Genomic DNA, 25348 nt, shown 5'->3' with positions numbered 1-25348 from the left:
GGGCCGTCGCGGGAGCCCGCCCGGAGAGCCACCGGCAGACGACGCCGGCGTGCCACCGGCACCCCGTGGCGCCACCAAGGGGCGCGGCGACGGCAAGATGGCGGCGATCTTCCTCGCGCCCTGGTTCCTGGGACTCGCCCTCATCACGGTCGGCCCCATGCTCGCCTCCGCCTACCTGTCCTTCACGGACTACGACCTGCTGCAGGCGCCGCACTGGATCGGCTTCGACAACTTCACGCGGATGTGGGAGGACCCGCGCCTGCACAAGTCGCTCGTCGTGACCTTCACCTACGTGGTGACGGCCGTGCCGCTGCAGCTGGCCGCGGCGCTGGGCCTGGCGCTCCTGCTCGATCGCGGCATGCGGGGCCTGGCCTTCTACCGGTCGGTGTTCTACCTGCCGTCGCTGCTGGGCGGCTCGGTCGCGGTCGCGATCCTGTGGCGTCAGGTCTTCGGCGTCGACGGGCTCGTCAACGCGTTCCTGGGGTTCTTCGGCATCCAGGGCGAGGGCTGGGTCTCCGACCCCGACACCGCGCTGGGCACGCTCGTCCTGCTCCACGTGTGGACGTTCGGTGCGCCGATGATCATCTTCCTGGCCGGTCTGCGGCAGATCCCGGAGATGTACTACGAGGCGGCCTCCATCGACGGAGCGGGCAAGCTCCGCCAGTTCCGGGCGATCACCGTGCCCCTGCTGACGCCGATCATCTTCTTCAACCTCGTGCTGCAGATCATCGGGGCGTTCCAGAGCTTCACGCAGGCCTTCGTGGTCTCCGGCGGCTCGGGCGGACCTGCGGACTCGACCCTCTTCTACACGCTGTACCTCTACCAGAAGGGCTTCGGCGCCCTCGACATGGGGTACGCGTCCGCCATGGCGTGGCTGCTCCTGCTCATCGTCGCCGCGATGACCGCGATCAACTTCCTCGCCTCGAAGTATTGGGTTTTCTACAATGACTGACACCGAGATCCGACCCGATCCCGCTGCGGGGATCCACGCGTCGCGGCAGGACTCCCGGGGGACGCAGGCACCCGCGGCCCACCATCGGCGGTCGCTGTGGCCGTCGCGGATCCGCTCGGGGTTCAAGCACCTGGGCCTGATCCTGCTCGCGGTGGTCATGCTCTACCCGCTGATCTGGCTGCTGGTGAGCTCGTTCAAGCCGAACGACGAGATCTTCCGCGACCTGTCGCTGATCCCGCACAACATCGACGCGAGCAACTACAGCCAGGGCTGGAACGCGCTGACGTACCCGTTCAGCCGCTACCTGCTGAACTCCGGGATCATCGTGCTCGGCTCGCTGATCGGGAATCTGATCAGCTGCTCGATGGCGGCGTACGCGTTCGCGCGGCTGGAGTTCAAGGGCCGCCAGCTGTGGTTCGCGATCATGCTCATGTCGATCATGCTGCCGATCCACGTGATCATCGTCCCGCAGTACGTGCTCTTCTCGAAGCTCGAGTGGATCAACACGTTCCTGCCGCTGATCGTGCCGAAGCTCCTGGCCACCGACGCGTTCTTCATCTTCCTCATGGTGCAGTTCTTCCGCGGCATCCCCAAGGAGCTCGACGAGGCGGCGCGGCTCGACGGCTGCGGCCACATCCGCATCTACCTGCGGATCATGCTCCCGCTGTCCGCGCCGGCCCTGGCGACCACGGCGATCTTCACGTTCATCTGGACGTGGAACGACTTCTTCAGCCAGCTCATCTTCCTGACCAAACCGGCGATGTACACGGCGCCGGTCGCCTTGCGCACCTTCATCGACTCCACGGGCGAGAGCTCGTGGGGGCCCATGTTCGCGATGTCCATCGTGACCCTCGTCCCCGTGTTCCTGGCGTTCCTGTTCGGCCAGAAGTACCTGGTCAAGGGGATCGCCACCACCGGGATCAAGTAGCCGCACGAAGTTTCCGTCCGCTGCACCGGACGGTCGCACGAAGCCCGGGGGAGAGCCCCCGGAGTGACCAGTCAACGAAGTCTCGTCACCGAAGGAGAACCATGCGTCACCACCGCACCACTCGATCGGCCGTCCTGCGCGTCGTCGCGCTCGCGGCCGTAGGAAGCCTGGCCCTGACCGCCTGCGGCGGTGGAGACGACTCGCCGAGCGCCGACGGCAGCGGCGGCGGAGACGAGAAGGTCTCGATCCGCTTCTCGTGGTGGGGGTCCGACACCCGCCACACGCTCACCCAGGACGTCATCAAGGACTTCGAGGCGCTGCACCCGAACATCACGGTGGTCGCCGACTACACGGACTGGGACTCGTACTTCGACAAGCTCAGCACAGCGGTCGCCGGAGGTGACGCGCCGGACGTCATCACGCAGGAGGAGCGGTTCCTCACCGACTACGCGTCGCGTGGCGTGCTCGCCGACCTCAACGAGCTCGGCCTGGACACCTCGAAGATCGACAAGAGCGTCCTGCAGTCGGGCACCATCGACGGCAAGCTGTACGGCGTCGCGACCGGCATCAACGCCTACGTCGTCGTCGCCGACCCGGAGGCGTTCAAGGCCGCGGGCGTCGCGCTGCCCGACGACAAGACGTGGTCGTGGGACGACTACGTGAGCACCGCGGACGAGATCTCGAAGAAGTCCGACGGCAAGATCATCGGCGCGCAGGACTACGGCTCCAACGAGGCCGGCTTCTCGATCTTCGCCCGCCAGCAGGGGCAGTCCCTCTACAAGCCGGACGGCTCGCTCGGGTACGACGACGCGACGCTCGCCGCGTGGTGGCAGCACTCGATCGACCTGCAGAACAGCGGTGGTCAGCCGAAGGCGGCAGCGAGCGTCGAGCTGGGCAACGCCGGGCCGGAGCAGTCGCTCATCGGTACCGGCAAGGGCGCGATGGCCTGGTACTGGACCAACCAGCTGACGGCGATCACGAACGCCGCGGGCCACCCCCTGCAGCTGCTCCGGGTGCCGGGGGAGACGGGCAACGAGCGCACCGGCATGTACTTCAAGCCGGCCATGTTCTACTCCGTCTCCGCGAAGTCGAAGCACCCCAAGGAGTCGCAGCTGCTCGTCGACTACCTCATCAACTCGGAGGCGGCCGGCAAGAAGATCCTCTCCGACCGTGGCCTGCCCGCGAACACGGACGTGCGCACCGCCGTGACGCCCGACTTCAACGACACCGACAAGCAGGCGGCGGCGTTCCTCGCCGAGCTGGGCAGCGACGTCGTGGACGGTCCCGCCGTGCCGCCGAACGGTGCCGGTGAGGTCGCGGACATCACGCAGCGCATCAACCAGGAGGTGCTGTTCGAGCAGCTCTCCCCGGCCGAGGCGGCCGAGCAGTTCACGCAGGAGGTCACGTCGGCCACCTCGAAGTGACCGACTGACCGCACGAGCACCAGCAGGCGGGCCCCCGGTCGACGCGACCGGGGGCCCGCCCGACGGACCACGACCGACCACCGGCAAGGGACACCGTGAGCGACCAGAACCCCACCGCACCCCGACCCGCCTCGCACCGCGGCACCGTCGCCGGAGCGGGCGTCGTCCCGGACTTCGCGCCCGCCCCGCCGGGCGGTCAGCGACGGTTCGCCGTGATCGGCACCGGCCACCGCGCCGGCATGTACGTCGCCGCGATCACGGGCGAGCACGCCGACGTCGCGACCCTGGTCGCCTGGCTGGACCCGAACCCCGGCCGGATGGACTACTACGACGCGGAGGTCGGCGCGGCGCTGGGCCTGGGTGGACCTGCGGGACTTCCGCGGTACGCGCCCGACGACCTCGAGCGGATGATCGCCGAGCAGCGCGTCGACGCCGTCGTGGTGACCGCGCCGGACCACGCGCACGCCGACCTCGTGTCCCGGGCGCTCGAGTCCGGCGCGGACGTGGTGGTCGAGAAGCCGCTGACCACGACGCGTGAGGGCTGCCGTCGGATCACGGGCGCCGTGGAGGCGACGGGCCGGGACCTGACGATGACCTTCAACTACCGCTACGCGCCGCGGAACTCCTCCCTGCGCGAGGTCATCGCCTCGGGCGAGATCGGCGAGGTCACGAGCGTGCACTTCGAGTGGGCCCTGGACACCGTCCACGGCGCCGACTACTTCCGGCGCTGGCACCGGGAGAAGGAGAGCTCGGGCGGGCTGGTCGTGCACAAGTCCAGCCACCACTTCGACCTGGTGAACTGGTGGCTCGGGGACGTCGCGGAGCGCGTGTACGCGTCGGGCGGCCTGAAGTTCTACGGCGACAAGAACGCGGGCGCGCGCGGCCTCGGCGAGCGCCCTGCGCGCGGCACGGGCGTGGTGGGCGACCCGTTCGCGCTCGACCTCAACGACGACCCGCGCCTGCGCGCGCTCTACCTGGACTCCGAGCGGCACGACGGGTACCTGCGCGACCAGGACGTCTTCGGCCCCGGCATCACGATCGAGGACAACCTGGCGCTCGTCGTCGACTACCGCGGCGGCGCGGTGCTCACCTACTCGCTCAACGCGCACAGTCCGTGGGAGGGCTACCGCGTCTCGGTCAACGGCACCGCCGGACGTGCGGAGCTCCAGGTGGTCGAGCGCGGCGCGGTGACCCTGGACGAGAACGGCAAGGCGGTGCTGGACCCGTCGGCGACGCCCGAGGGGTTCGCCGGTCACGCGCTGCGGCCCGAGGGGGAGCGGCTGATCGTGCAGCGGCACTGGGAGCAGCCGCGCGAGCACCGGATCCCGGCCGGCATCGGCGGGCACGGCGGTGGCGACGCCATCCTGCTCAAGGACGTCTTCCGCCGGCACCTGCGCACGGGCCCTGACCCGCTCGGCCGTGCGGCCGGCTACCTCGACGGCCTGCGTGCCGTCGCGGTCGGCATCGCGGCCAACAGGTCGTTGGTGACCGGCGGTCCGGTGCTGGTCGACGACCTGGAGCTGGGCGCGGACCTCACCCCAGCAGCAGGGTGACGACGAGCAGCACGGGGACCGCGAGCACGGTCGTGACCAGACCCGCGTCGCGGGCCAGCGGCACGCCGCGCCCGTACTGGATCGCGTAGACCAGGACGTTCTGCGCGGTCGGCAGGGCGGCCATCGCCACCACGGCGAGCAGGGCGGTCCCCTCGAGGCCCAGGGCGGTGCCGATCGCCCAGGCGGCCGCGGGCTGCACCACCGTGCGCAGCACGACGACGAGCGCGAGGTCGGCCCGCGGCGGCCGGCCGGCGTGGTCACGGGGGACGGCGAGCGACATCCCGAACGTGATCAGCGCGAGCGGGGCGGCGGCCTCGCCCACCAGGGCGAACGGCTCCAGCAGCACCGACGGCACCTGCCAGGGCAGGGCGGCGAGCACGAGGCCGACGAGGGTCGCGACGATGATCGGGTTGGACGCAGTCCGCCGCAGGATGCCCGCTCCGGCCACGCGGGGCTCCGCACCCGGTGCCGAGCGCGCCTGGTGGCCGTCGAGGACCGTGAACGCGACGGGCGCGAGCACGAGGAGCTGGAACAGGAGCACCGGCACCACGGCCACCGGGCTGCCGAGCAGGTACACGGCGAACGGCAGCCCCAGGTTGCCGGCGTTGAGGTAGGACGCCGCGAGAGCACCCACCGTGACGTCGGCGGCGTCGCGCCGCACCACGAACCGGAGCACCAGCAGCGCGACGACGGCGACCAGGGCGGTGCTCGCCCAGGTGGTCGCCGCCGACCGGGAGAGCAGCAGGTGCAGGTCCGTGCGGGCGAGGGTCGACAGCAGCAGCGCCGGCGTCGTGACCAGGAAGACGAGTGTCGCGAGGAGGGCCGGCGCGTGCGGGCCGAGCACCCCCCACCGGCCGAGCACCCAGCCCACCGCGACGACGACGGCCAGCGTCCCCAGGGCGGTCAGCACGGCGTCCACGCGTCGATCCTCGCACGGTGGCGACGAGGTGGAAAGCGCTTGCCCGCGAGGGTCCCCGCGTGGCAGGATCGCCGTGCGGTCGCCGGTGCCCGGGACCGCCCGCGCGGCCGGACGTCCCGCCGCGTCACACGAGCGGACCTGTCGGTCTCGCACGACGGAGAGGTGCGGGATGACCCCGGTCGCACTGGTCACCGGCGGCAACCGAGGCATCGGCCTCGGGATCAGCCGCCGCCTGCTCGCGGACGGCTACGCCGTCTCGATCCTTGCCACGCGTGAGGAGCCGAGCGACGTCCTCGCCGAGCTGCGCGCGCTGGCCGGCGACGACTCGCGGGTCCGCTACGTGCGCGGCTCGGTCGCCGACGTCGACGACCACGCGCGCTACGTCGAGGACGCCGTCGAGGCGTGGGGCCGGCTCGACCTGCTGGTGAACAACGCCGGGGTCGCGCCGTCGGTGCGGGCCGACCTGCTCGACGCGTCGCCGGAGTCCTTCGACCGGGTGCTCGGGATCAACCTGCGTGGACCGTACTTCCTCACCCAGACGTTCGCGCGCCGCGTGATCGCGCTGCGCGGCGACCTGACCGCGCTCCCGGAGCCGCCCGCGAGGCCGGTCGCGACGATCGTCAACGTCTCGTCGATCTCGGCCACGGCGGTCTCCACCAACCGGGGCGACTACTGCATCTCGAAGGCCGGCGTGGGGATGGCCACGCAGCTGTGGGCCGTGCGGCTCGCGCCCGAGGGGGTCGTCGTCTACGAGGTCCGGCCCGGGGTGATCGCGACCGACATGACGGCGGGCGTCACCGCGAAGTACGACGCGCTGCTCGAGGGGGGCCTCGCGCCCATCGCCCGGTGGGGGCGCCCGTCCGACGTCGCGGGCGCGGTCGCGATCCTGGCCGCGGGGCAGACCCCGTACTCCACCGGCGAGGTGTTCCACGTCGACGGCGGCATGCACGTCCCGGTCCTGTGAGCGGGGCAGAGAGGGGCTCCGAGAAGCCCCGTCCCGGCAACCACGGCACCGCCTCCGCGGGGGACGTGCCGACGGTGCGCATCGGGCGGCACGAGGTGCCCGTCGTGACGGCCAACACCGTTGTCGTCGGCACCGGGTCCGCCGGGTACTGCGCGGCCGAGCGGCTCGTCGAGCTCGGCCAGGACGACGTCGTCATGGTCGCGGACAAGGTGCACGCCGGGTCCTCGCGCAACGCGGGCAGCGACAAGCAGACCTACTACAAGCTCACGCTGTCCGGCGGGGACGGCGACTCGGTGCGGGAGATGGCGCAGACGCTGTTCTCCGGTGGCGCGATGGACGGCGACAACGCCCTGGCGGAGGCAGCGCTGTCCGCACGCGGCTTCCTGCACCTGTGCGACCTGGGCGTGCCGTTCCCGCAGAACCGGTTCGGCGAGTTCATCGGCTACAAGACCGACCACGACCCTCGTCGTCGGGCGACGTCCGTGGGGCCGTACACGAGCCGGACCATGGTCGAGCAGCTCGAGAAGCGGGTCCACCGGCAGGGCACGGCGATCTACGACGAGTGCCGCGTGGTCGACGTCCTGACGAGGCCGCTGCCCGACGGGGGGACGGCGGTCGCGGGACTGCTGGTGCTGCGCACCGACGTGGTCCACGACGGCCGGGAGTCGCCCTACCTGCTGTTCCGCTGCACCAACCTCGTCTACGCCACGGGCGGTCCGGCGGGGATGTACGCCACCCGGGTGTTCCCGAACGGGCAGTGGGGCGCCTCGGGTGCCGCGTACCGGGCCGGCGTGCACGGCAAGAACCTCACCGAGTGGCAGTTCGGCCTCGCGTCCATCAAGCCGCGCTGGAACGTCTCCGGCACCTACATGCAGGTGCTCCCCCGGTTCGTCTCGACGGACGCCGACGGGGGCGACGAGCGCGAGTTCCTCACCGAGGTCATCACCGACTACGGCCGCCTGCTGTCGATGGTCTTCCTCAAGGGCTACCAGTGGCCCTTCGACATCCGCAAGGCGCTGGACGGCTCGTCGCTCGTCGACCTGCTGGTGTACCGCGAGACGGTGCTGCGCGGCCGCCGGGTGTTCCTCGACTTCCGCCGCAACCCCGCGCGCGAGGAGCTGGACCCGAGCGCGCTGAGCCCGGAGGCGCACGACTACCTGCAGCGCGCCGGCGTGCTGTTCGGCACGCCCATCGAGCGGCTGCGCCGCATGAACGAGCCCGCCTACCAGTTCTACCTGGACAAGAACCCGTACGTGGACCTCGAGAAGGACATGCTCGAGGTGGACGTGTGCGCCCAGCACAACAACGGCGGCCTGGTGGTCGACGAGTGGTGGCAGTCCAACGTCGCCGGGTTCTTCCCCGTGGGGGAGGCGGGCGGAGCCCACGGCGTCTACCGACCCGGGGGCGCGGCCCTCAACAGCGGGCAGGTGGGGGCGACGCGCGCCGCGCAGTACGTCGCGGCGCGCCGCGCGGCTCCGCCCCTGGGCGAGGCGGCCTTCGCGGAGGTGGCTGCGCCGATGCTGGACGCGGCGGCGGACCTCGTCGCGCGTGCCGGGCAGCGGGCGGCTTCCGGCGTCGCTGACAACACGGGCGACCTGCTGCGCGACGTGCAGGTGCTGATGAGCGCCAAGGCAGGCCCGGTGCGCTCGGCCGCGTCGATCCGCGAGGCCCTGGTGCAGGTGCACGCGTGGCTGTCGGGCTACGAGGAGCTGGTCAGCGCGGACACCTCGTCGCGCCGCTCGGTCAACCGCACGTTCCTCGTACGCGACGTCCTGACCAGCGCGTACGTCTACCTCTCGGCGATGGCGGACTACGTCGCGCACGGTGGGCGCTCCCGCGGGTCGGTGCTCTACAGCGACCCCGAGGGAGGCCTCCCGCGCGTCGGCACCGAGCCGGCGGCGGACGACGAGCTGGACCTGCCGGCGATCTTCCGGTTCCGCCTCGACGGGGGCGCGCTCGACGGCGAGGTCCAGGAGACCGCGTGGGTGGGCCCCGGTGGGGCCGTGCCTGACTTCACCCCCGTGGTGCCGCGTGCCGGAGACGACCCGGCCGGCACGCCCGCCTTCCGCTGGCGACCGCGCCGGCCGCTGCCCGAGGACGACGACTTCTTCGAGAACGTCTGGCGGGAGTTCCGGGAGGACGGCAACATCCGCTGACGCCGTCGGGGCGGCGCAGGCATGCCGCCCCGACGGGCTCAGAGGTAGGGCAGCACGTGGCGGGTGTAGCGCTCGACCATCGTCGCGATCGTGCTGTCGGGGTCGGCGGCCCACACGTCCTCGTGGAAGATCTCCACCTCGACGTCGCCGGTGTACCCGGCCTCGCGCACCCAGCCGGTGATCGACGCGAAGTCGACGTACCCGTCGCCCACGTGCCCGCGGGAGAGCAGCGGGTCGGCCGCGAGCGGCAGGACCCAGTCGCACACCTGGTACGACGCGAGCCGCCGGCCGGCGCCGGCGCGGGCGATCTGCTGGTGCAGGTCCGGGTCCCACCAGACGTGGTAGGTGTCGACCACGACGCCGACGACCTCCGCCGGGAACGGCTCGGCGAGGTCGAGCGCCTGGCCCAGCGTGGAGACCACGGCGCGGTCGGCCGCGAACATCGGGTGCAGGGGCTCGATCACCAGCCGGACGCCGTGGCCCGCCGCGAAGGGCGCCAGGTCGCCGATGCGCTCGGCCACCCGGTGCCGTGCCTCGACCAGGTCGCGCGCCGGGTCCTGGGCGCCGTCCGGGCCGGGCAGAGCGGGACCGCCCGGGGCGCTCGCGGCCGGGAGGCCGCCGACGACCATGATCAGCTCGCGCGTGCCGAGCGTCGCCGCCTCCTCGACCGCCCGGCGGTTGTCGTCGAGCGCGGCCGTGACGTCGTCGTCGCCGCTCGCCGTGAGGAACCCGCCGCGGCACAGGGACGACACCCGCAGGCCCGCGTCGGCGATGATCGCGGCCGCCTGCCGCGCACCGACCTCCTGGACCCGGTCCCGCCACGCCCCGATGGCGGGCAACCCCGCCCGGGCGGCCGCGTCGACGGCCTCGCGCAGGGTCTGGTGCTTGGTGGTCGCGGTGTTCAGGGAGAGGCGGGCGAGGTCGTGCGTCACAGCGTGATCTCGGGGACGTCGAGCCGCCGGCCCTCGGCCGACGAGCGGAGCCCGAGCTCCGCGAGCTGCACGCCGCGCGCCGCCGAGAGCAGGTCGAAGCGGTGCGGCCGGCCGGCGACGACGTCGGCCAGGAACTCCTCCCACTGCAGCTTGAAGCCGTTGTCGAGGTCGGCGTTGGCGGGCACCTCGAGCCACTGGTCGCGGAAGGGCTCGGTGACGGGCAGGTCCGGGTTCCACACCGGCTTCGGCGTGTGGGCGCGCTGCTGGGCGACGCACCGGCGCAGCCCCGCGACGGCGGATCCGTGGGTGCCGTCTACCTGGAACTCGACCAGCTCGTCGCGGTGGACGCGTACGGCCCACGACGAGTTGATCTGCGCGACCACCGGGTCACCTCCCGGGGTCTGCACGTCGAAGATCCCGTAGGCGGCGTCGTCGGCGGTGGCGGCGTACTCGCGGCCCTGCTCGTCCCAGCGGGTCGGGATGTGGGTGACGGTGGTCGCGGTGACCGTGCGGACCGCACCGAGGATGCCTTCGAGGACGTAGTTCCAGTGGCAGAACATGTCCGTGGTCATCCCGCCGCCGTCCTCCGTGCGGTAGTTCCACGACGGGCGCTGTGCCGCCTGGTGCTCGCCCTCGAACACCCAGTAGCCGAACTCACCGCGCAGCGACAGGATCCGCCCGAAGAAGCCCTCGTCCACCAGTCGGCGCAGCTTGACCAGGCCGGGCAGGTAGAGCTTGTCGTGCACGACCCCGGCCGTGACGCCGGTGCCCTCGCGGAGCCGGGCCAGCTCGACGGCCTCGGCCAGGGTCTCGGCGGTCGGCTTCTCGGTGTAGACGTGCTTGCCCGCCTTCATGGCGCGCGTGAGGGTCTCGGCCCGCAGGCTGGTCATGGACGCGTCGAAGACGACGTCCGTGGCGTCGTCGGCGATGACCGCGTCGAGGTCGGTGCTCCAGAGCTCCACGTCGTGGCGGCGGGCGATCTCGGCGACCTTGTCGGCGTTGCGGCCCACGAGCACCGGCTCGACCTGCACGCGGGTGCCGTCGGGCAGGGTGATCCCGCCCTGGTCGCGGATGGGCAAGATCGACCGCACGAGGTGCTGGCGGTAGCCCATGCGGCCGGTGATGCCGTTCATCGCGATGCGCAGGGTGCGGGTGGTCATCGGTGGCCTCCGGGGTGTCGCGTGCTCGCGGGCACGTCGAGGTGTCAGCTGGGGCATCGCGTGCGCCGGCGGCGTTGTCCGAACGACGGAATGCGCTTTCCAGATTAGCGCAGGGGCCACGCCGTCTTCAAGGCGCACCAAGGGTGCGGAGGTCAGGCGCCCGGGGCGATCTGGGTCAGCGCGTGCTCCACCGCACGGCGCAGGGCCTGGTCGTCGGCCAGGTCGGCACCGAAGACCGCCCGCACCGCGAGCATCCGCTCGACGAGCCCCGCTCGGGGCCCGGCGGCCGCGTGGGCCAGTGCGTCGGCCATGGGGTCGTCGAGCGGGACCGCGCGGCCGGCCACCTCGAGCCCGCCGGACGACGCTGCACGCACGTACGCGATCCACGCCGCGATCGTCACGGCCGCCGCGGTCGGCACGGCGCCCGCCGCGATCCGGTCGCGCACCGTCCCCAGCACGCGCTGCGGCAGCTTGACCGAGCCGTCCATCGCCACCTGGACGCACGTGTGGCCGGTGGCCGGGTCGGCGAACCGGTGCAGCACCTCGTCGCGGTAGGCGCCCAGGTCGTGACCGTCCGGCGGGGTCAGGGTGGGCAGGACGTCGGTGTCGACGAGCTCGCGGACGACGGCCGCGAGCTCGGGATCGGCGATCGCCTCGGCGATGGTGCGGTACCCCCGCAGCGCGCCCAGGTACGCCAGGGTCGAGTGGCTGGCGTTGAGCACGCGCAGCTTGGCCCGCTCGTACGGCGCCACGTCCGCGGTCAGCGTCGCGCCGGCCAGCTGCCAGGCGGGCCGAGGGCCCGCGAAGTCGTCCTCGATCACCCACTGGGAGAACGGCTCACCGACCACCAGGCCCTCGTCGCGGAGCCCGAGGACTGCGAGCGCCTGCTCCCGGTGCGCGTCCGTGGTGGCCGGCACGATCCGGTCCACCATCGTGGACGGGAACCGCACGCTCTCCGCGACCCAGGCGCGCAGGGCCTCGTCGCCCGCCGCGGCGAGCACGGCGTCGACCAGGGAGCGGAGGACCGCGCCGTTGTCCGCGAGGTTGTCGCAGCTCGCGATCGTCAGGGGGCCTGCGTCGTCGCGCCTCCGCCTGGCCAGCGCGCGCACGAGGATGCCGACGGGGGAGCGGCCCGGCGCGGCGGCCTCGGCGCCGTCGCGCTCGTCGTGGAGCGCCGCGAGGTCGGCGGCGAGGTCCGGGTCGGCCAGGTCGGGGCCGCCGTCGGGTGCGCGGCGGTACCCCTTCTCGGTGACGGTCAGGGTGACCACGTGGGTGGTCGGCGCGGCGATCGTCGCCAGGACGTGCGGTGTGGCGCTGCCCGGGAACGCGACGTCGCGCAGCGCGCCGACGACCCGCAGCGCGCTGGCGTCGGCCCCCTGGGTGAGCACGCCGTAGAGGCAGTCCTGCGGTGCGAGCTGACCCGCCACCCGCGCGGAGCGCTGCGTCACGCCCAGGATGCCCCACCCCGTCTCGCCCGTGGCCGCGGCGGCGTCCTCGGTGAAGACGGCCTGGTGGGCGCGGTGGAAGGCGCCCAGGCCCAGGTGCACCAGGCCGATCGTCGTGTCGCGCGGGTCGACGGCCGGTCCCGTGACGTGCGGGCGCGGCAGGGCGCCGTCGAGGGTGCTGAGCGAGAGGCGAGGGCTGGTCATCGGTGTGCTTCCGTGGGTTCGGCGGGCGGGACGGGGCGGGCGGGCGCGGTCGACCCGCGGACGACGAGCTCGACGGGGAGGACGGGCGCGTGCGACGCCACGCCCCTCCCGTCGGCGTCGGCGGTCCCGTCCAGCAGGAGGTCGACGGCCACGCGCCCGAGCCGGGCCAGGGGCACGGCGAGCGTGGTCAGGCGGGGGCTGGTCAGGGTCGCGAGCGTGTCGTCGTAGCCGACGACGGAGACGTCGTCGGGCACGCCGACGCCGCGGACGCGCAGCCGCTCGACGATGCCCAGGGCGACCATGTCGTTGTAGGCCAGGACGGCCGTGACGCCGGCCGCCGCCACGAGGTCGCCCGCGGCCGTGCCGCCCACGGCGGTGGGGGTGAAGCTGCCGAGGTCCACGACCTCGAGCCGGTGCAGGCCGTGCGCCGCGAGCTCCAGCCCGTCGCGTCGTCGGGCGTCCGACCAGGACCCCGACGGCCCACCCGCGTACGCGATCCGCCGGTGCCCGAGCGCGTGCAGGTGGCGGACCGCCTGCCGCAGTCCGTCGGTGTTGTCGATGACCACCGACGGCACCTCCCCGTGCCGTCGGTTCACCAGCACGAGCGGGTTGTCGCGGACCAGCGCGTCCAGGGCGGCGCTGCTCATCCGCGGCGAGCACAGCAGCGTGCCGTCGACCTGGGCGCCCAGCTGGGTGACGAGCTCCGCCTCGAGGCGCGGGTCCTCGTCGGAGTCGGCGACGAACACCGCGTGGCCGAGCTCGCGGGCGCGGGCCTGGACTCCCTTGGCGAGGCCGGCGAAGAACGGGTTGGCCAGGTCCGGGACGACCAGGCAGAGGTTGCCGGTGCGGCCCGTGATGAGCTCGCGGGCGGCGCGGTTGGGCCGGTACCCGAGGTCCTTCGCGGCCCTCTCGACGAGCGCGCGGCGCGCGGGGGCGACGAGGTCGGGGCTGGACAGCGCGCGCGAGGCGGTCGCGGGGGACACGCCGGCAGCCCGTGCGACGTCCCGCAGCGTGGCGACCATCTCGACCTCCTCGTCGGTGGGACCTCGTGGTGGTGCCGCGTGTGGCCACCACCGTGGCTCGGCCGTTCCTGAATGGGATTTCACCATGGCCAGGGTAGGCGCGGCAAGCGCTATCCCGTACGCTGGTCGCGCCCCACCTCCCGGGCGGCTGCGACGCCGTCGGCGGGGATGAACAGGTTTGCACCGTGTTTCAGACGACGGGTGCGCGACGACGCGCACCGCAGGAGGACGACGATGACCGCCGCTGCCCCGTGGACCCTGCACCCCGACCGAGCGCTCCCCGCCGACCCGGTCCTGCGGCCGATCGCGCGCGAGGTGTTCGCGCACACCGAGCACCTCCCGATCGTCGCCATGCATGGGCACGTGGAGGCGTCGCTGATCGCCGACGACGAGCCGTTCGCGGACCCGGCGGCGCTGCTCGTCGTCCCCGACCACTACCTGGTCCGCATGCTCGTCTCGCAGGGCGTGCCGCACGACGCCCTGGGTGTGCCGCGGCGCGATGGTGGCCCGGTGCAGGCGGACCCGCGCGAGATCTGGCGCACCTTCGCCTCGCACTGGCACCTGTTCCGCGGCACGCCCACGCGGTACTGGATGGAGCACGTCCTCGTCGAGGTGCTCGGGGTCCAGGAGAGGCCGAGCGCCGGATCGGCGGACCGGCTCTACGACGCGATCGCCGCACGGCTGGCCGAGCCCGCGTCCCGCCCGCGCGCGCTGTTCGAGCGGTTCGGCATCGAGGTGCTGTCCACCACGGACGCCGCCGACGCGAGCCTCGAGGCGCACGCGCGGCTGGCCGCCGACGGGTGGGGCGAGAAGGTCGTCCCGACGTTCCGCCCGGACGCGGTGGTGCACGTCGACCGCCCGGGCTGGCGGGCCGACATCACGGCGCTCGAGGAGCGGTCCGGGGTGAGCATCGGGGGCTACCGGGACCTGGTGCGGGCCCTCGAGGTGCGTCGTGCGGCGTTCGTGGCGGCGGGCGCGCGGGCGAGCGACCACGGGCACCTGTCCGCGGACACGACCCCGCTCAGCGACAGCGAGGCGGACCGGGTCGTCGTGGCGGCGCTGCGCGGCGAGGTCGACGCCGCCGACGCCGCGGCCTTCTCGGCGCACATGCTCTTCGAGACGGCCCGGATGGCGTCGCAGGACGGCCTGGTGATGCAGCTGCACACGGGCGTGCTGCGGGACCACGACCGCGCGGTGCACGCCGTGCGCGGGCCCGACGTCGGCTACGACGTCCCGGTCGCCACCGACTACACCCGGGCCCTGCGACCGCTGCTCGAGGCGTTCGGGCACCACCCGGGCCTCCGGATGGTGCTGTTCACGGTCGACGAGGACGTGTTCAGCCGCGAGCTCGCGCCCATCGCCGGCGTGTACCCGGCCGTCCGGCTCGGTGCCCCGTGGTGGTTCCTCGACACCCCCGACGGCATGCGCCGCTTCCGCGAGGCCGTCACCGACACGGCCGGCTTCTTCAACACCACGGGCTTCGTCGACGACACGCGTGCGTACTGCTCGATCCCCGCGCGCCACGACCTGGCCCGCCGGATCGATGCCGGCTACCTGGCGCGGCTCGTCGCCGAGCACCGGCTGGACCTGGACGAGGCCGTCGAGACCGCCGTCGACCTGGCCCTGAACCTGCCGCGCGAGTCGTACGCCCCGCCGCCGCGGTGACGGGCGTGCGCCCCTGGCCCGGGCCCCGGGCCCCGGCTCAGGTGACGGCGCCGAGCTGCCAGGGGACGAACTCGTCGGCGCCCAGGTCGAGCTCCTCGGAGACGGTCTGACGGCCTGAGGCGACCGCGATGACGAGCTCGAAGATCTCCTCGCCGACCTCGGGGACCGTGGCGGTGCCGTCGACGATGCGCCCGGCGTTGAGGTCCATGTCCTCGGTCATCCGCAGGTAGGTCGTGGTGTTGGTGGCGACCTTGATCGACGGGGTGGGCTTGCACCCCAGCACGGAGCCGCGGCCTGTGGTGAAGACGACGACGTTCGCGCCGCCGGCCACCAGCCCGGTGACCGAGACGGGGTCGTAGCCGGGGGTGTCCATGAACGTGAACCCGGGGGTGTCGACGCGCTCCGCGTACTCGTACACCGCCGTGAGCTCCGCGGTCCCGCCCTTGGCGACCGCGCCGAGCGACTTCTCGAGGATCGTCGTCAGGCCGCCCGCCTTGTTGCCGGGGGACGGGTTGTTGTCCATCGTCCCGCCACCCGCGGCCGTGTAGGTCTTCCACCACTCGAGGCGGTCGAGCAGCTTCTGGCCGACGTCGCGCGTGACGGCGCGGCGCAGCAGCAGGTGCTCGGCGCCGAACACCTCGGGGGTCTCGGCCAGCACGGTCGTCGCGCCGTGCGAGACCAGCAGGTCCGAGGCGTGCCCGAGCGCCGGGTTCGCCGTGATGCCCGAGTAGCCGTCGGACCCCCCGCAGTTCAGCCCCAGGACGAGCGCGGACAGGGGGGCGGGCTCGCGCCGCAGCGCGTCGATCGCGGGGAGCATCTCCTGGATCGCGGCGACGCCGGCACGGACCGTCTTGCGGATGCCGCCGGTCTCCTGGATCTGCAGGGTGCGGACGACCTTGTCCGCCGGCAGGTCGACGCCGTCCAGCACCGAGGCGGTCGGCAGCATCTCGCAGCCGAGCCCGACGACCAGCAGGCCGGCGATGTTGGGGTGGTCGGCATAGCCGCGCAGCGTGCGAAGCGTCACCTGGGCGCCCTCGCTCGTCGGCACCAGGCCGCAACCCGTGTCGTGCGTCAGGGCGACGACTCCGTCGACGTGCGGGTACGCGTCGAGCACCGGGCCGCGGAACTGGTCCGCGATCAGGCGCGCGGTCGAGGCCGAGCAGTTCACGGACGTGAGGATGCCGACGTAGTTGCGGGTGCCCCAGCGGCCGTCGGACCGCCGGTAGCCGTCGAAGGTCCGCGGGGTGGTCGCCGCGGGCGGGGTGACGCGGGCGGTCCCGAACTCGTACGCCCGCTCCGCGTCGTCCATGCCCAGGTTGTGGCTGTGCACGTGGTCGCCCACCTCGACGTCCCGGGTGGCCCGGCCGATGGACTGGCCGTACTTGCGGACCTGGTCACCGGACGCCGCGTGGCGCAGCGCGAGCTTGTGCCCGCGGGGGACGCTCTGCCGCACGTGCAGCAGCGACCCGTCCGGACGCAGGAGGTCGGTGCCCGACTGCAGGTCGCGGGTCGCGACGCCCACGTGGTCCTCAGGGCGCAGCACCAGCACGCAGTCGGCGAGGGGTGCAGGGGCCTGGACAGGGTGGGCGCCGGGCAGTGCGGGCGTCGTCGTCATCGTCGTCCTTCCGCGGGGATCGTCGTCAGGATACCGCTTTCCCGAGCGGTGGAGCGTCCCCGCTCGGACGCGCTCGGACGGCTCTTGCATGCCTCTTGGACGGCTCTCCGCCTCCTGGCGGGCCCCGCGCCCGCGTGGACGGTCTCCGTCGAGACGCCATCGCCCACGCCGTCGTCCGGCCCGGCTGCGACCGTCGGGCGAGCAGGAGCCCTACGCTTCGCACCATGGCCGGACCCGTCACGCTGAGCGACGTCGCCCGCGAGGCAGGCGTCTCGCTGGCCACCGCGTCGCGCGCGTTCAACGGCAGCGCCAACCGCACGGTGCGCGCCGACCTGCGCGAGAAGGTGCACGCGGCGGCCCGCAAGCTGCGCTACCTGCCGGACGCGAACGCGCAGGCGATGGCCCGGGGGCGCACGACGTCCGTCGGCCTCGTCGTGCACGACATCGCGGACCCCTACTTCTCCTCCATCGCGCGCGGCGTGACCCGCGCCGCCGACCGCGCGGGCCTGCAGGTCATCCTCGCCAGCACCGAGCAGGACCCGTCCCGCGAGGCCGCGATCGTGGAGCTGCTGCACCGCCAGCGCGCACGCGCGATCGTGATCGCCGGCGGGCGGCTGGCCGACGAGGCGCTGACGGAGGCCTTGCGCGAGGCCCTCGCCGAGTACCGCGAGTCGGGTGGCAGCGTCGCCGTGATCGGGCAGGCCGTGCTGGGTGTCGACGCCGTCGAGGTGCAGAACGAGGCGGGCGCCCGGGCACTGGCCGATGCGCTCGTCGACCGGGGCTACCGCGACGTCGCCGTGCTGGGCGGCCCCGCGTCGCACCTGACGGCGCGGGACCGCCGGGACGGCTTCCTGGCGGGTCTTGCCGCGCGGGGTGTGACCGTGCCGGCCGACCGCGTGGTCGCCGGCGACTTCACGCACGAGGGCGGTGAGCGGGCGATGAGCGAGCTCCTCGCGTCGGGCGCGCGTCCGGAGCTCGTGTTCGCGGTCAACGACGTGATGGCGCTCGGTGCGCTGCGCGCGGCCCGCGATGCCGGGCTCGACGTGCCCCGTGACGTGGCGGTCGCCGGCTTCGACGACATCGCCACCCTGCGGGACGTGGTGCCCGGCCTCACGACGGTGCGCATCCCGCTCGAGGACGTCGGTGTGATGGCCACCGAGCTCGCGCTCGGCGAGGCGGCCGACGAGCCGCGCGCGCTCCCCGTGCCGACCGAGGTCGTGCTGCGCGAGTCGACGCCGCAGCGCTGACGCGCGTCGGCTCCGTCAGGTCCCGACGGCCATCCCGCCGACCCGATGTGACAGCGCGCCACGGCAGGCGCGAGAGTGGGGCGATGAGCAATCGCTTTCCGCGCGCACGTCCCGACGAGCACGGCGTGGAGCCCGGTGCCCTGCACCGGATGGTCGACGCGCTGGTGACCGAGTGCCCCGAGCTGCACTCGGTCATGGTGCTGCGGCACGGCGCCGTCCTGGCCGAGGGCTTCGCGGACCCCTACACGCCGGACCGCCCGCACCTGCTGTTCTCGCTGAGCAAGTCGGTCACGTCGACCGCCATCGGCCTGGCCGTCGGTGAGGGGCTCCTGGGGCTCGACGACCTGCTGGTGGACCACTTCCCGGAGCTCGTCCCGGCGGACCCCGGCCCGTACCTGCCGCGGATGCGGGTGCGACACCTGCTGACGATGACGACGGGGCACGAGGCGTCGGCGGGCGGTCCGGACTCGGTCGGCGACGACTGGCTCGGGGAGTTCTTCGCCGCGCCGGTCACCCACGAGCCGGGCACGCACTTCGTCTACAACACGGGCGGGTCGTTCGTGCTCTCCGCACTTCTCACTCGCGTGACCGGCCAGCGCTCGCTCGACTACCTGCGCCCGCGACTGCTCGAGCCGCTCGGGATCGAGGGCGCGTCCTGGGGGCAGTCGCCCGCAGGCGTGGACGCGGGCGGGTCCGGGATGTGGATGCGCACCGAGGACGTCGCCGCGCTCGGCCAGCTCTACCTGGGCGGCGGGACGTGGCACGGTCGGCGGGTCCTGCCCGAGGGATGGGCCGAGCTGGCCACCTCACGGCACGTCGCCAACGACGAGCAGCCCGACACCGACCCGGCGGGCGACTGGGCGCAGGGATACGGCTTCCAGTTCTGGCGCTCACGGTGGGGCTACCGCGGGGACGGGGCGCTGGGGCAGTTCTGCATCGTGCTGCCCGACGAGGAGGTCGTCGTCGCGATCACGAGCGGGACGACGTCGATGCACAGGCAGCTCGCGATCGTCTTCGAGCACCTGCGGCCCGCGCTGCACCCGGAGCCGCTCGTGCCTGACCACGCGGCGCACGACGCTCTCGTGTCGCGGCTCGACGCGCTGCGTATCGCGCCGCCGCCGTTCTCCCCGCCCTCTGCCTCCCCGCCCTCTGCCTCCGCGGCCTCTGCCTTCGCGGCCGCGGCCCTCGACGGGAAGCGGGTTCGGTTCGCGGAGAACCCGTTCGGGCTGCGCGAGGCGCACCTGGAGCTCGGTGTCGAGCTCGACCGACTGACGCTGGTGTCCGAGGGTTGGTCCGGCACGGTGGAGCTCGGTCACGGGGCGTGGGCCACGACCGTCCTCGAGAACGCGCCCCGGCTGTTCGCCCCGGGCGCGCAGGAGCCGGACGGGACGCCGCTGGTGCTGTGCGCGGCCGGGACGTGGAGCGCGGCTGAGCACGAGAGCGCGGCTGAGTACGAGATCGCCGTGCTGCTGCCCTCGGGCCCGTACCGGGCATCGTTCCGGCTCCGGTTCACCGGCGCCGGAGCCGTGGCCGACGGTGCTGGGGCCGACGTTCCTGGGGCCGACGTCGCTGGGGCCGACGTCCCTGAGGTCGACATTGCCGAGGTCGACGTTCCTGGGGCCGACGTCGCTGGGGCCGTCGTCACCGGGGCCGACGGTGCTGCGGGCGACGCCGTCGGGGTCGAGGTCGACGGACGGTTCACGCCCGACTTCCGTGCGCCGACCATCCCGACGATCCGCGGCCGTCTGACCGCCGACCTGTCGGCGATGCCCGAACCGGGCTGGTGAACCTCAGACGGCCGAGGGGAACCCGAGCTGCCGCCACGCCTCGTAGGTGGCGACGGCAGCGGCGTTCGTGAGGTTCATCGAGCGCCGGCCGGGCACCATCGGGATGCGCAGCTGGTCGGTGAGCCACGGGTCGGCGAGGACCTCGTCGGGCAGGCCGGTCGGCTCGGGGCCGAACAGCAGGACGTCCTCGTCGGCGTACGCCACGTCCGTGTACGTCCGGGTGCCCTGCGTGGTGAACGCGAAGACGCGGCGGTCGTCGAGGCGCGCCTTGAGCGCGGACCAGTCCGGGTGGATCTCCACGTGCGCGAGGTCGTGGTAGTCCAGGCCCGCCCGCCGCAGCTTGGCCTCCGAGAGGTCGAAGCCCAGCGGCTCGACGAGGTGGAGCGCGGCGCCGGTGCCGGCCGACAGCCGGATCGCACTCCCGGTGTTGCCCGGGATGCGCGGCTCGAAGAAGACGATGTGCAGCACGAAGCCATCATCCCTGGCTCCGACGTCGCCCCGCGCCGGATACGGTGAGCGTGCCCACTCGCTGCTCCCCGGAGGATCCGTGCCCTACCTCGCTGCCGACGACCGCTACGCCTCGATGGACTACCGGCAGGTGGGGCGCTCGGGCCTCCGGCTCTCCGGAGTCTCGCTCGGGTTGTGGCACAACTTCGGGGGCTCGAACGGGCTCGACGGTCAGCGCGCAGTGGTCCGTCGCGCCTTCGACCTCGGCGTGACGCACTTCGACCTGGCCAACAACTACGGTCCGCCTCCGGGGTCCGCCGAGTCGAACTTCGGGAGCATCCTGGCTTCCGACCTGCGTCCGTACCGCGACGAGCTGATCATCTCGTCGAAGGCCGGCTACGACATGTGGCCGGGACCCTACGGCGACGGCGGCTCGCGCAAGTACCTGCTCTCGTCGCTCGACCAGTCCCTCGGCCGACTCGGGCTGGACTACGTCGATGTCTTCTACTCCCACCGGTTCGACCCGACCACTCCGCTCGAGGAGACGATGGGCGCGCTGCACACCGCCGTGACGAGCGGCCGTGCGCTCTACGTGGGTGTCTCCAACTACACGCCCTCGCAGACGCGCCAGGCCGCGGCGATCCTCGCCGACCTGGGCACGCCCCTCGTGATCCACCAGCCGAACTACTCGATGTTCAGCCGACACGTCGAGTACGTGCGCGACGGTGAGACGGAGTCGCTGCTCGACGTCGTCGGCGACCTCGGCGTCGGGACCATCGTGTTCTCTCCGCTCCAGCAGGGGCTGCTGTCCGACCGGTACCTGTCGGGCGACGTGCCGTCGGACTCGCGCGCGGCGGTCGGTCATTTCCTCAAGGCCTCCGCGATCTCCGAGGAGTACCTGACGCGGGCGGCCGGGCTCAACGAGATCGCGGCCTCGCGTGGGCAGTCATTGGCTCAGCTGGCCCTGTCCTGGGTACTGCGCGACCCGCGCGTCACGTCGGCACTCGTGGGCGCCTCGTCCGTCGCGCAGCTCGAGGCGAACGTGGCTGCGCTGTCGGCACCAGCGCTCACCCATGACGAGATCGCCGCGATCGAGCCGTTCGCCGTGGACGGCACGCACCAGCGGTCCTGAGGTCCGGAGCGCGCCGGGTCGTCCGCATCGTCTGCGGCGCGACCGGCGCGACCGGGTGACCGGCGTGACCGGGTGACCGGCGTCACCGGCGTGCCACGGCGTGCTGGGCGCTGGGCGCCAGCCCGGGCCGGCGTGCTCATGCCGCGCGGGCGAGGCTGCTCCCGTGGCGGGTGGTGAACGTCCACCTGCCCGTGGGAGACCGGCCGATCTCGATGCCGAGCCGGTGCACGAGGGCGTGGTGGTACCAGCACAGCAGGATGCCGCGGTTGACGTCGGTGTCGCCGAAGTCGCGCACCCAGTGGTCGACGTGGTGGAGCTCGCCGAGCGAGGGTGGGGCGTTGCAGTCGGGGTAGCGGCAGGTCGCGTCCCGGGCGATGATCGCCCGCCGTCGGGGTCCGCTGAAGGTGCGTTCGGCCCGCCCGACGTTGATGACCTGCGACTGCGGGCCGAACACGACCCGGGTGATCTCGCTGTCGCACGCGAGGCGGGCAAGGACGGACTGGGGGATCGGCCCGCCGCCCTGGACCTCGGCGACCGCGAAGCGCTCCTCGTCGGCGATCGGCTCGAGCCGGAAGCGGAGCGGTCCGGGGGCGTCGCGGCTTCCCCCGGAATCGGGATCCGCACCGGCATCAGGATCGGCACCGGTGCCAGCACCGGCATCGGCACCGGCATCAGGATCGGCATCAACCGCAGCATCCCGATCGGCGCCGAGGTCCGACGTCGCACGAACGCCCCGCCCCGCGGCGCCGGTGCCGTGCAGGGCACGCTGCAGGCTCTCCCAGTCGACGACGCACGTCAGGTGCGGGCGGACGGCAGCGCCGGTGCCGACCAACCCGTGGTCGAGCGTCAGGCGCGCGACGTCCGCGAGTGCCTGGGCGCGTCGCTGCTGGGTCGTCCGGCGGTCGTCGGGCGTCGGCGGTGTCATCACGGCGTCGAGGGCAGCCCGCAGCGAGGCGCCGTGGTCGGTCGTGAGGAAGCCCTTGAGGTGGAAGCCGTCGGTCGTCGCGGAGAGCCCGACGAACTCGCGATCGGTCGCCTTGCGGTAGCCGCGCTCGTCGCTCTCCGGGTCGGCGGCTGCAGCCCACTTCGCGACGAGCCGCGCGAACGGATCCGCTCCGAGCTGCTCGGCGTGGTCCACGAGAAACTCCTCGCCGCACTCGGACGCCGGTGCCGCGAGGGCTTCCTTGCGCACGTCCGAGGTCGGGGCGTGCCGTGCGAGCGCCTGCGCGTGGTCGAGCGGCACCGTGCCGGCCGTGGCGGCGTCGGCGGTGAGGGGGAGCGAGCTCTGGAACGCGCGGCCGAGCCGGACGAGCGACGCTGCGCGGCCGTGCGTCATGCGGCCCGCGCTCGACACCCAGGACGTGACCGTGCGTGCTCCCTCGGCAGCCCACCAGCCGTCCGCCTCGACGACGGGCAGGCGTCGCGCTGCGAGCGCGGTCACCCGGCCAGCCAGGCGGTCGAGCTCGACGAACTGCTGGCCGGCCTCGCGCCCGTCGAGGTCCCGAGGGTCCATCTCGGCCAGGAGGTCGACGGCGACGCGCATGGCGTCGATGAGCTCGTCGGTCGAGAATGCCATGCCACCCCCGCGTCCGAAATGTTCGATACGAACAAATGTACGACTGAGGTCTGACATCAGGGAGTGCGTCGGCGGCGGCCTGTGGACACACGGCCCGGCACCGGGGGCTGTGGTCGGCTCGCGGTCACGGCGCCCGTCGACAGGCGCAGCGAGCGGAAAGGAGGAGGGCCGGACAGCAGGAGGGCAGGAAGCCGAAGCAGGAACCCCGACGCAGGGCGCGTCACCCCGCCAGCGCCGCCAGAACCCCCGGCCCGTACCGCTCGAGCTTCGTCGCCCCGACCCCGCTCACGGTCCCGAGCTCCTCGAGCGAGGACGGCATCCGCACGGCGATCTCCCGCAGCGTCGCGTCGTGGAACACCACGTAGGCCGGCACCCCCTGCTCGCGCGAGGCGCCCGCGCGCCAGGCGCGCAGCGACTCGAACACGGACGCGGCCGTCGCGTCGAGGTCGACCGCGGCGGGACGCGGCGTGCTCGAGCGTGCGCGCACCGCCTTCTCCGCCTCCCGGCGCAGCAGCACGGTCCGCTCGCCGCGCAGCACGGACCCTGACTCGGGCGTCAGGCGCAGCGTGCCGTACCCGTCGGAGTCGACGCCGAGCAGCTCGGCGGCGAGCAGCTGGCGCACGACGCCGCGCCACTCCGCCTCCGAGACGTCGGCCCCGATCCCGAACGTCGACAGCGACGCGTGCCCCAGCTGCGTGATCCGCGGCGTCGTCTTGCCGCGCAGGATGTCGACGAGGTGCCCGGCGCCGTAGCGCTGCCCGCGCTGCTCGAGCCGCACGACCGTCGAGAGCAGCTTCTGCGCCGCGAGCGTCCCGTCCCACGAGTCCGGCGGCGTCAGGCACGTGTCGCAGTTGCCGCACGCCTCGCTCGCCTGGCCGAAGTAGTTGAGCAGCTGCACGCGCCGGCACGACACCGTCTCGCAGAGCGCGAGCATCGCGTCGAGGTGTTGCGTGAGCCGCCGCTTGTGCGCGGCGTCGCCCTCGGAGGTGTCGATCATGCGGCGCTGCTGCACGACGTCCGGCAGCCCGTACGCGAGCCACGCGGTCGACGGCAGCCCGTCACGGCCCGCGCGCCCGGTTTCCTGGTAGTACCCCTCGACCGACTTCGGCAGGTCCAGGTGCGCCACGAACCGCACGTCGGGCTTGTCGATGCCCATGCCGAACGCAATGGTCGCGACCATGACGACGCCGTCCTCGCGCAGGAACCGCGACTGGTTGCGCGCGCGCACGTTCCGGTCGAGACCCGCGTGGTACGGCAGCGCCGTCACGCCCTGCCCGACGAGGTACTCCGCGGTCTGCTCGACGGACTTGCGGGACAGGCAGTAGACGATCCCCGCGTCGCCGTCGTGCTCCTCGCGCAGCAGGGTCAGCAGCTGCGAGCGCGGGTTGTCCTTGGGGGCGATCCGGTACTGGATGTTGGGCCGGTCGAAGCTCGCGACGAAGTGCCGCGCGTCCTCGAGCTGCAGGCGCGAGGCGATCTCGGCGTGCGTCGCGTCGGTCGCGGTCGCGGTCAGCGCGATCCGCGGCACCTCGGGCCAGCGCTCGTGCAGCAGGGACAGCTGCAGGTAGTCGGGCCGGAAGTCGTGCCCCCACTGCGACACGCAGTGGGCCTCGTCGATCGCGAACAGCGAGATCCGTCCGCGGTCGAGCAGCTCGACGGTCTCGCGCACCCGCAGGCGCTCGGGTGCCAGGTAGAGCAGGTCGAGCTCACCCGCGAGGTACGCGTCCTCGACGGCGCGACGCTGCACGACGTCCTGCGTCGAGTTGAGGAACCCGGCGCGCACGCCGAGCGCGGAGAGTGCGTCGACCTGGTCCTGCATGAGCGCGATCAGGGGGGAGACGACGACCCCGGTGCCCGGGCGCACCAGTGCGGGGACCTGGTAGCAGAGCGACTTGCCGCCGCCGGTGGGCATGAGCACGAGGGCGTCGCCGCCCTCGACCACGGTCGCGATGATGTCCGCCTGCTCGCCGCGGAACGCGTCGTAGCCCCAGACCCGCCGCAGCACCTCGAGCGGGTCGGGGAGCGGTCCGTCGTCGGGGCCCTGGGTGGCGCTCCCGACGACGACGGACGCAGGGACGCGCGGCGCCGCGGCGGGCGGGGGCGTGCGCGCCGGGAGGGTCGACTCCGGCGGGACCTCGTCGTAGCCCGGGTCGAACGGGGGCTCCTCGAGATGCCAGTCGAAGCCCTCGTCGGAAGCGGGGTCGGGGTGCACGCGACAAC

General features: G+C 73.1%; 19 protein-coding genes. 10 read left to right on the top strand and 9 right to left on the bottom strand.

All coding sequences use genetic code 11. The features are described 5' to 3' along the window. The first annotated feature begins 97 nt into the window (after positions 1-97). The 4 genes from EDF34_RS07290 (at position 98) to EDF34_RS07275 (ending at position 4857) form a co-directional block, all read left to right on the top strand. The gene (locus EDF34_RS07290) at positions 98-952 is read left to right on the top strand and encodes a carbohydrate ABC transporter permease (RefSeq protein WP_233575259.1); all 855 of its coding nucleotides are present in this window, start codon (positions 98-100) and stop codon (positions 950-952) included. Further along, the gene (locus EDF34_RS07285; RefSeq protein WP_123370552.1) at positions 945-1880 is read left to right on the top strand and encodes a carbohydrate ABC transporter permease; all 936 of its coding nucleotides are present in this window, start codon (positions 945-947) and stop codon (positions 1878-1880) included. The genes EDF34_RS07290 and EDF34_RS07285 overlap by 8 nt, the downstream gene beginning before the upstream one ends. Positions 1881-1981: 101 nt before the next feature. After that, a complete protein-coding gene (locus EDF34_RS07280) occupies positions 1982-3304 on the top strand; it encodes an ABC transporter substrate-binding protein (RefSeq protein WP_123370551.1) in 1323 nt (440 codons plus the stop codon). A gap of 95 nt (positions 3305-3399) precedes the next feature. Continuing rightward, positions 3400-4857: a Gfo/Idh/MocA family oxidoreductase gene (locus EDF34_RS07275; protein ID WP_123370550.1), complete on the top strand. Its 1458-nt coding sequence runs from the start codon at positions 3400-3402 to the stop codon at positions 4855-4857. Here EDF34_RS07275 and EDF34_RS07270 read toward each other — a convergent pair. Continuing rightward, positions 4838-5776: an AEC family transporter gene (locus EDF34_RS07270; RefSeq protein ID WP_158615058.1), complete on the bottom strand. Its 939-nt coding sequence runs from the start codon at positions 5774-5776 to the stop codon at positions 4838-4840. The genes EDF34_RS07275 and EDF34_RS07270 overlap by 20 nt on opposite strands. A 169-nt stretch (positions 5777-5945) precedes the next feature. On the opposite strand from EDF34_RS07270, the gene EDF34_RS07265 reads away from it, so the two are divergent. Next, positions 5946-6740, top strand: a complete 795-nt coding sequence (locus EDF34_RS07265) for a 3-ketoacyl-ACP reductase (RefSeq protein ID WP_123370752.1) — start codon at positions 5946-5948, stop codon at positions 6738-6740. Continuing rightward, the gene (locus EDF34_RS07260) at positions 6737-8896 is read left to right on the top strand and encodes an FAD-binding protein (RefSeq protein WP_233575222.1); all 2160 of its coding nucleotides are present in this window, start codon (positions 6737-6739) and stop codon (positions 8894-8896) included. The genes EDF34_RS07265 and EDF34_RS07260 overlap by 4 nt, the downstream gene beginning before the upstream one ends. A gap of 38 nt (positions 8897-8934) precedes the next feature. On the opposite strand, the gene EDF34_RS07255 is transcribed toward EDF34_RS07260, so the two are convergent. The 4 genes from EDF34_RS07255 to EDF34_RS07240 all read right to left on the bottom strand — a co-directional run bounded on the left by EDF34_RS07255 (position 8935) and on the right by EDF34_RS07240 (position 13659). Next, positions 8935-9828, bottom strand: a complete 894-nt coding sequence (locus tag EDF34_RS07255; protein WP_123370548.1) for a sugar phosphate isomerase/epimerase — start codon at positions 9826-9828, stop codon at positions 8935-8937. Beyond that, positions 9825-10988 carry a Gfo/Idh/MocA family protein gene (locus tag EDF34_RS07250; protein ID WP_123370547.1) on the bottom strand — a complete coding sequence of 388 codons (1164 nt, stop codon included), beginning with the start codon at positions 10986-10988 and terminating at the stop codon, positions 9825-9827. The genes EDF34_RS07255 and EDF34_RS07250 overlap by 4 nt, the downstream gene beginning before the upstream one ends. 152 nt (positions 10989-11140) lie before the next feature. Then, entirely contained in the window at positions 11141-12637 is a 1497-nt protein-coding gene (locus tag EDF34_RS07245; protein WP_123370546.1) for a mannitol dehydrogenase family protein, read from the bottom strand. Continuing rightward, positions 12634-13659 carry a LacI family DNA-binding transcriptional regulator gene (locus EDF34_RS07240; RefSeq protein WP_123370545.1) on the bottom strand — a complete coding sequence of 342 codons (1026 nt, stop codon included), beginning with the start codon at positions 13657-13659 and terminating at the stop codon, positions 12634-12636. The genes EDF34_RS07245 and EDF34_RS07240 overlap by 4 nt, the downstream gene beginning before the upstream one ends. Before the next feature lie 234 nt (positions 13660-13893). Here EDF34_RS07240 and uxaC point away from each other — a divergent pair, with 234 nt between their 5' ends. Beyond that, positions 13894-15324: a glucuronate isomerase gene (gene uxaC / locus EDF34_RS07235; protein WP_123370750.1), complete on the top strand. Its 1431-nt coding sequence runs from the start codon at positions 13894-13896 to the stop codon at positions 15322-15324. 37 nt (positions 15325-15361) lie between these two features. On the opposite strand, the gene EDF34_RS07230 is transcribed toward uxaC, so the two are convergent. Further along, positions 15362-16939: a UxaA family hydrolase gene (locus tag EDF34_RS07230; RefSeq protein WP_123370544.1), complete on the bottom strand. Its 1578-nt coding sequence runs from the start codon at positions 16937-16939 to the stop codon at positions 15362-15364. A 224-nt stretch (positions 16940-17163) separates the two neighbouring features. On the opposite strand from EDF34_RS07230, the gene EDF34_RS07225 reads away from it, so the two are divergent. Both EDF34_RS07225 and EDF34_RS07220 read left to right on the top strand, forming a co-directional pair. Further along, positions 17164-18186 carry a LacI family DNA-binding transcriptional regulator gene (locus EDF34_RS07225; RefSeq protein WP_123370543.1) on the top strand — a complete coding sequence of 341 codons (1023 nt, stop codon included), beginning with the start codon at positions 17164-17166 and terminating at the stop codon, positions 18184-18186. 83 nt (positions 18187-18269) lie between these two features. Beyond that, positions 18270-19973 carry a serine hydrolase gene (locus EDF34_RS07220; protein WP_123370542.1) on the top strand — a complete coding sequence of 568 codons (1704 nt, stop codon included), beginning with the start codon at positions 18270-18272 and terminating at the stop codon, positions 19971-19973. A gap of 3 nt (positions 19974-19976) precedes the next feature. Here EDF34_RS07220 and EDF34_RS07215 read toward each other — a convergent pair whose 3' ends face one another. Further along, positions 19977-20441 carry a tRNA (cytidine(34)-2'-O)-methyltransferase gene (locus EDF34_RS07215; protein WP_123370541.1) on the bottom strand — a complete coding sequence of 155 codons (465 nt, stop codon included), beginning with the start codon at positions 20439-20441 and terminating at the stop codon, positions 19977-19979. A gap of 115 nt (positions 20442-20556) precedes the next feature. On the opposite strand from EDF34_RS07215, the gene EDF34_RS07210 reads away from it, so the two are divergent. Further along, positions 20557-21552, top strand: a complete 996-nt coding sequence (locus EDF34_RS07210) for an aldo/keto reductase (protein WP_199737715.1) — start codon at positions 20557-20559, stop codon at positions 21550-21552. Between the two features lie 136 nt (positions 21553-21688). On the opposite strand, the gene EDF34_RS07205 is transcribed toward EDF34_RS07210, so the two are convergent. Together EDF34_RS07205 and recQ are read right to left on the bottom strand one after the other, a co-directional pair. After that, the gene (locus EDF34_RS07205; protein ID WP_158615057.1) at positions 21689-23128 is read right to left on the bottom strand and encodes an HNH endonuclease signature motif containing protein; all 1440 of its coding nucleotides are present in this window, start codon (positions 23126-23128) and stop codon (positions 21689-21691) included. Positions 23129-23348: 220 nt separating this feature from the next. Next, positions 23349-25340, bottom strand: a complete 1992-nt coding sequence (recQ, locus tag EDF34_RS07200; RefSeq protein ID WP_370450033.1) for a DNA helicase RecQ — start codon at positions 25338-25340, stop codon at positions 23349-23351. Positions 25341-25348: the final 8 nt, after the last annotated feature.

Source organism: Cellulomonas sp. PhB150 (assembly GCF_003755175.1).
GTDB lineage: Bacteria > Actinomycetota > Actinomycetes > Actinomycetales > Cellulomonadaceae > Cellulomonas.
This window is presented reverse-complemented; position numbering and strand designations above follow the sequence as displayed.

Bases quoted from the DNA above. Each gene is read 5' to 3' on its own strand.
- EDF34_RS07240 (WP_123370545.1), bottom strand. From the start codon at position 13,659: ATGGTCGCCACGCTGCGGGACGTCGCACGGGCTGCCGGCGTGTCCCCC.
- EDF34_RS07245 (WP_123370546.1), bottom strand. From the start codon at position 12,637: ATGACCAGCCCTCGCCTCTCGCTCAGCACCCTCGACGGCGCCCTGCCG.
- uxaC (WP_123370750.1), top strand. From the start codon at position 13,894: ATGACCGCCGCTGCCCCGTGGACCCTGCACCCCGACCGAGCGCTCCCC.
- EDF34_RS07205 (WP_158615057.1), bottom strand. From the start codon at position 23,128: ATGGCATTCTCGACCGACGAGCTCATCGACGCCATGCGCGTCGCCGTC.
- EDF34_RS07220 (WP_123370542.1), top strand. From the start codon at position 18,270: ATGAGCAATCGCTTTCCGCGCGCACGTCCCGACGAGCACGGCGTGGAG.
- EDF34_RS07230 (WP_123370544.1), bottom strand. From the start codon at position 16,939: ATGACGACGACGCCCGCACTGCCCGGCGCCCACCCTGTCCAGGCCCCT.
- EDF34_RS07265 (WP_123370752.1), top strand. From the start codon at position 5,946: ATGACCCCGGTCGCACTGGTCACCGGCGGCAACCGAGGCATCGGCCTC.
- EDF34_RS07285 (WP_123370552.1), top strand. From the start codon at position 945: ATGACTGACACCGAGATCCGACCCGATCCCGCTGCGGGGATCCACGCG.
- EDF34_RS07290 (WP_233575259.1), top strand. From the start codon at position 98: ATGGCGGCGATCTTCCTCGCGCCCTGGTTCCTGGGACTCGCCCTCATC.
- EDF34_RS07280 (WP_123370551.1), top strand. From the start codon at position 1,982: ATGCGTCACCACCGCACCACTCGATCGGCCGTCCTGCGCGTCGTCGCG.
- EDF34_RS07225 (WP_123370543.1), top strand. From the start codon at position 17,164: ATGGCCGGACCCGTCACGCTGAGCGACGTCGCCCGCGAGGCAGGCGTC.
- EDF34_RS07250 (WP_123370547.1), bottom strand. From the start codon at position 10,988: ATGACCACCCGCACCCTGCGCATCGCGATGAACGGCATCACCGGCCGC.
- EDF34_RS07210 (WP_199737715.1), top strand. From the start codon at position 20,557: ATGGACTACCGGCAGGTGGGGCGCTCGGGCCTCCGGCTCTCCGGAGTC.